A 4,789-nucleotide genomic window follows, 5' to 3' on the forward strand; every position below is an offset into this window, starting at 1 on the left:
AAAACGTCGGTATCTTTGAGCATGGCGGCGATTTTTCCGCCGTCGCGGCCGGTCATGGCGATGACGTGCATGTCGCGCTCGTGTGCGGCTTTGATGGCTTCGATGACGTTGACGGAATTGCCGGAGGTGGAGATACCGACCAATACGTCGCCGGCACGCCCGAGTGCACGCACTTGTTTGCTGAATACATGGTCGAAACCGTAGTCGTTGCCGATGGCGGTCAGGGCGGAAGTGTCTGTCGTCAGCGCGACAGCGGCCAATTCCATGCGTTCTTTTTCAAAACGGCCGGTCATTTCTGCGGCGAAGTGCTGCGCGTCGGCAGCCGAACCGCCGTTGCCGCAGGCCAGAATTTTGCCGTCGTTCATCAGGCATTGCAGCATCAGCTCGGCAGCCTGTACGGTCGGCTCGACCAGTACTTTTTCGGCTTCCTGCTTGGCGCGGATGCTCTCGGCAAAATGCGCGGAAACGCGTTCTTGTAATGTTGTCATGAGGTTAACCTGTAATATTTTGAATCCATTCGGGTTGGCCGTCGCCCTCAATCAGTACCGCATCCAGGCGGCAGGGCGCATGGTTTAACCCGTGCTTTTGCAGATAATACTCTACACTTCGTTGCAATTTCAATAATTTGGACGGAGAGATGCTGTATGCGGCACCACCGAAACCTCGGTTTTTGCGGTATTTTACTTCAACAAACACAATCGTACCGCCGTTTTTGACGATTAAATCGATTTCACCGTAGGCGCAATGCCAGTTCCGCGCCAGCAGAGAGCAGCCTTTGCCCAGCAGGAATGCCAGCGCCGCATCTTCGGCCGCCGCCCCCTGTTTGTGGTTTAAGCGCATGAAAAGTTTACCCGTTATATAATCATTGTTTTTAAAGAGACGCCGTTTCAGACGGCCTTGAATCTATGTACACAAAACACCTGCAAAAAGCCGTCGACAGCATCGAAAAACAGACATTATACGTTGTCGCCACACCCATCGGCAATTTAGCCGACATAACGCTGCGCGCACTGGCTGTTCTGCAAAAGGCCGATATTATCTGCGCCGAGGACACCCGTGTTACCGCCCAGCTTTTGAGTGCGTACGGCATTCAGGGCAAACTCGTGAGCGTGCGCGAACACAACGAGCAGCAAATGGCCGATAAAATCATCGCCAATCTTTCAGACGGCCTGAGCGTCGCCCAAGTTTCGGATGCGGGCACGCCTGCGGTTTGCGATCCCGGTGCGAAACTTGCCGCCCGCGTGCGCGAAGCCGGATTTAAAGTGGTGCCTGTGGTCGGCGCAAGCGCGGTCATGGGGGCGTTGAGCGTGGCCGGGGTGACGGAATCCGATTTTTACTTCAACGGTTTCCTGCCGCCTAAGGCCGGCGAGCGCCAAAAGCTGTTGACCAAATGGGTGGAAGCCGATTTTCCGATTGTGATGTTTGAAACGCCGCACCGCATCGAAGCCAGCCTTGCGGATATGGCCGCGCAGTTCCCCGAACGCCGGTTGACTCTGGCGCGCGAAATCACCAAAACGTTTGAAACCTTCCTCAGCGACACAGTTGCCGAAATCCAAGCCGCCCTTAAAAACGACAGCAACCAAACGCGTGGCGAGATGGTGCTGGTGTTGCACCCTGCGGTGAAAGAGAAACACAGCGATTTGCCTGAAGCGGCGCAAAACACCATGAAAATCCTTGCGGCTGAGTTGCCGACCAAACAGGCTGCCGAGCTTGCCGCCAAGATTACCGGCGAGAATAAAAAGGCGCTGTATGATTTGGCTTTGGAATGGAAAAAGCAGGGATAATGGCTGATTGGCAAACCGTATATCAAAGGCCGTCTGAACAATAGATTTCAGACGGCCTTTTTTGATTGGATTTTAGAGGGTTTAAAATTGATCCAAGAGGTTCAATACGCTTCTAAGTTTGCGTTTCAGACGGCCTCGATGTTTGGCAAACCTGCTTCAACGCTGCCATGCGCTGCGCAAATATTCGATGCAGTCAGTCAGGGCGTAAAACGGGGCGTTGCCGTGATTGGCGTTGGGGTAGAGGGTAAAGCGGACATCTGCGCCGAGGTGGTGCAACGTGCCGGCAAGGATTTTGGCTTGTGCGACCATGCCGCGGCTGGTTTGGTCGGGACGGTTGTTTCTGCCTTCATGTTCGCCTGCGCTGAGGCGGATGCCGACTCCTTGCGGCAAAGCGTCGGGCAGCCAATCGAGTACGCGGCGGTCTTGCCACCAGATAGACGGCGAAACCAGCAAATAATGGCGGAATCGTTCGGGACGGGTGAACAGGGAATAGAGGCCGTACAGTGCGCCGAACGAATGGCCGAAGACGGCTTGGTTTTGGGTATCGATGCGGTATTTGCTGTCGAGCAGGGCAGAGAGTTCGTCATCGATAAAGCGGCTGAAGCGGTCGGCTTGGCCGTATTGTTTGCGTTCGGATTCGGGCGCATTGTCTGGCAGCGGCGGCGTGTAGTCGAGGGCGCGTTGGCTTAAGTCGCGGATGTTGCCGCCGGTGTAGCCGATGCCGACAATCAGGCAGGCGGCATGGCTTTTGGTGATGGGGTTGATGAGCAGGGATTGCGCCATATTGAGGATGGCGGGGAAAAAGGCATCTCCGTCAAGAATATACAGCACGGGATAGCCGCCAGCCGGACGCTCGCCGAGTGCCGCGGCTTGAATGCGGTAGGTGCGGCCGGTGTGGGCGGAGGTAACGGAGGTTTCTTCGGCTTGCAGCAGGGTGGCGGTTTGCCAGTTGGGACGGATGGGCATGATGGGGTGCTTTAATCAATGGGTTGCGTGAGGAAAAGGAGAAAAGGCCGTCTGAACAATGGATTTCAGACGGCCTTATTGTACGGATTTCTGCCTTTTTAACAATACGCGCGATTAGCGTACGTCAACGTATGAGCTGCTGTGCAGTTCGCGCAGGAGGTTGGTGGTCGCCTGTTGTGCTTTTTGTTGGGACAGGTATTGGCGGACGGCGTTTTGTTGGCGCTCTTCAGGCGTACCTGCTTCGCGGACGTCGTTCAGCTTGATGATGTGCCAGCCGAATTGGGTGCGGACAGGGGCGCTGATTTGGCCGGGTTTGAGTTTGTGGACGGCTTCTTCAAACGGGGCAACCATCATGCCGTCGGCAAACCAGCCCAAATCACCGCCATTGCCGGCGCTGCTGTCTTGCGAGTATTGGCGTGCCAAACCGCCGAAATCTGCGCCGCTGCGGGCTTGTGAGTAGATTTTGCGGATGGTGCTTTCTGCGCCGACGGCGGCATTGTCGTTGTCGGCTTTAATGAGGATGTGTTGGGCATGATATTGGCGCACGGGGTCGGCTTCGGGCAGGGTGATGCCTTGTTGTTTGGCCTGCTCGATGTAGCGTGCCACTTCGGAGTCGCTCACGCGGCTGTTTTGCATGATGGCTTGTTGGCGCACTTTTTCAACAATAATGCTGTCGGCGATGTCTTGACGGACGGCGGCAGACGGATTTTTGATGTTGGGGTTGTGCGCGATAACGGCTTCGATTTCGCTATCGGTCGCTTGGATGTTGCGGCGTTTGCCTGCTTGGAGGATCAGGGATTGGTTGATCATTTGTGCCAAAACTTGTTGGCGCAGCTCGTTGGCGTCCATTTGTGTGCCTTTAGGCATGGTTTGACGCGCTTGCGCTACGGCTTGTGCTACTTGGCGGTGGGTAATGACTTCGTTGTCGACAACCGCGGCAATGCCGTCTGAAAGATGTACGCCGCTTTGTACGGCAGGCATGGTGGTGGCGCTGACGACTGGGGTTTTGTTGGCACGCGCTTTGGTCGCTTTGGCTTTAGGGGCGGCGTGTGCGCCTACTGCGAGAGTGAGTGTGGCGACGAGAATCAGGGGTTTGAAGTTCATTGTTTGACTACCTCGTTGGTTTTGCTGTAACCGGGGATGGCTAAGCGGAGTTTTTCGAATGGGTTGTTGCCGATATTGCTCAAGTCTTTGAGTTGGAGGTTGAAGAATACGGCGTTTTTGTGGCTGTTTTCGCCGGTAACATAGCGTTGGCCGACCAAGCTTGCGCTCCAGCAGCCACAGTTGCTTTTGTATTCTGCACCGATGAGCATTTCCAGCGGTTTTTTGGCTTCGATTTCGTAGTTGTAACGAGCAACGGCGTACAGGTTTTTACTCAACGGCCATTGGGCGGCAAGGTCGACTTGGCTGAGCCTGTCGTAGAAATAGTCGCCGTTGGCTTGCAGATAGATGCGCTCGTTGCGTCCGTATTTATAGCGCGCGCTTAAGACTTTGCCAGGTTCGGGGTTGTAGGCAATCCCTGCGGCGTAGCTTTCGGCACGGCTTTGGTTTTGGTTGTAGTGGATGTCCAAGTCGATGCGGATGCTCGGGGTAATGTTGCCGTGTGCAAAGGCTACCCAGTCGGATTGGCTGCGCGGATAACGGCTGACGCTGCCGTCAGGCAGGACGTTGTCGTTTTTGAAGTAGAATTTCTGGCCGATACCTGCACGGAAGAGTTCCGCACCGGTGTTGGGGTTGAGGATACGGCTTTGTGTGGCCAGCGTCAGGCTGTTGGCCGAATTGATGCGGTCGTGGCCCGAATACAGGTTTTCGCGGAACAGCTGCGAGTAGGTAAAGCTGTTTTCGGAGCTGTCGAAATTAGGCAGGTCGTTTTGGGACTTGGTCGGAATGTAGTTGTAAAACAGGCGCGGTTCGAGTGTTTGCAGGTATTTACCGCCGAATAGACGGGCCCTGCGCTCGAAGGTCAGGCCGCTGTCGACGTTGATAATCGGCAGGACGCGGCTGACATTGCGGCCGCTTTGACCGTTGAAACTGTTGAG

6 protein-coding genes are annotated in these 4,789 nt (G+C 55.3%); 1 reads left to right on the forward strand and 5 read right to left on the reverse strand.

The annotated features are described in order from the left end of the window. Both ACTHSP_RS17975 and ACTHSP_RS17980 read right to left on the reverse strand, forming a co-directional pair. Window positions 1–488, reverse strand: a 488-nt coding sequence (locus tag ACTHSP_RS17975) for a phosphoheptose isomerase (RefSeq protein WP_440346587.1), incomplete at its 3' end; no start/stop codon positions are given. A gap of 4 nt (window positions 489–492) precedes the next feature. Beyond that, window positions 493–840 (reverse strand): YraN family protein, encoded by a 348-nt coding sequence (locus tag ACTHSP_RS17980; protein ID WP_003680646.1) that lies wholly within the window; start codon window positions 838–840, stop codon window positions 493–495. Window positions 841–905: 65 nt separating this feature from the next. Between ACTHSP_RS17980 and rsmI the strand changes: the two genes are divergently transcribed. Further along, the gene (gene rsmI, locus ACTHSP_RS17985) at window positions 906–1,784 is read left to right on the forward strand and encodes a 16S rRNA (cytidine(1402)-2'-O)-methyltransferase (RefSeq protein ID WP_440346588.1); all 879 of its coding nucleotides are present in this window, start codon (window positions 906–908) and stop codon (window positions 1,782–1,784) included. 156 nt (window positions 1,785–1,940) lie between these two features. Here rsmI and ACTHSP_RS17990 read toward each other — a convergent pair whose 3' ends face one another. The 3 genes from ACTHSP_RS17990 to ACTHSP_RS18000 all read right to left on the reverse strand — a co-directional run. Beyond that, the gene (locus ACTHSP_RS17990; RefSeq protein WP_440346589.1) at window positions 1,941–2,750 is read right to left on the reverse strand and encodes an alpha/beta hydrolase; all 810 of its coding nucleotides are present in this window, start codon (window positions 2,748–2,750) and stop codon (window positions 1,941–1,943) included. Between the two features lie 114 nt (window positions 2,751–2,864). Beyond that, window positions 2,865–3,854 (reverse strand): peptidylprolyl isomerase, encoded by a 990-nt coding sequence (locus ACTHSP_RS17995; RefSeq protein ID WP_440346590.1) that lies wholly within the window; start codon window positions 3,852–3,854, stop codon window positions 2,865–2,867. Continuing rightward, window positions 3,851–4,789 (reverse strand): LPS-assembly protein LptD (locus ACTHSP_RS18000; RefSeq protein WP_440346591.1); only part of this gene is annotated, 939 nt, incomplete at its 5' end. The genes ACTHSP_RS18000 and ACTHSP_RS17995, both read right to left, overlap by 4 nt.

The sequence above is a fragment of the Neisseria sp. P0001.S005 genome (assembly GCF_051963715.1).

Excerpts from the sequence above, each read along its gene's own strand:
- ACTHSP_RS17990 (WP_440346589.1), bottom strand. The coding sequence starts at position 2,750 with ATGCCCATCCGTCCCAACTGGCAAACCGCCACCCTGCTGCAAGCCGAA.
- rsmI (WP_440346588.1), top strand. The coding sequence starts at position 906 with ATGTACACAAAACACCTGCAAAAAGCCGTCGACAGCATCGAAAAACAG.
- ACTHSP_RS17980 (WP_003680646.1), bottom strand. The coding sequence starts at position 840 with ATGCGCTTAAACCACAAACAGGGGGCGGCGGCCGAAGATGCGGCGCTG.
- ACTHSP_RS17995 (WP_440346590.1), bottom strand. The coding sequence starts at position 3,854 with ATGAACTTCAAACCCCTGATTCTCGTCGCCACACTCACTCTCGCAGTA.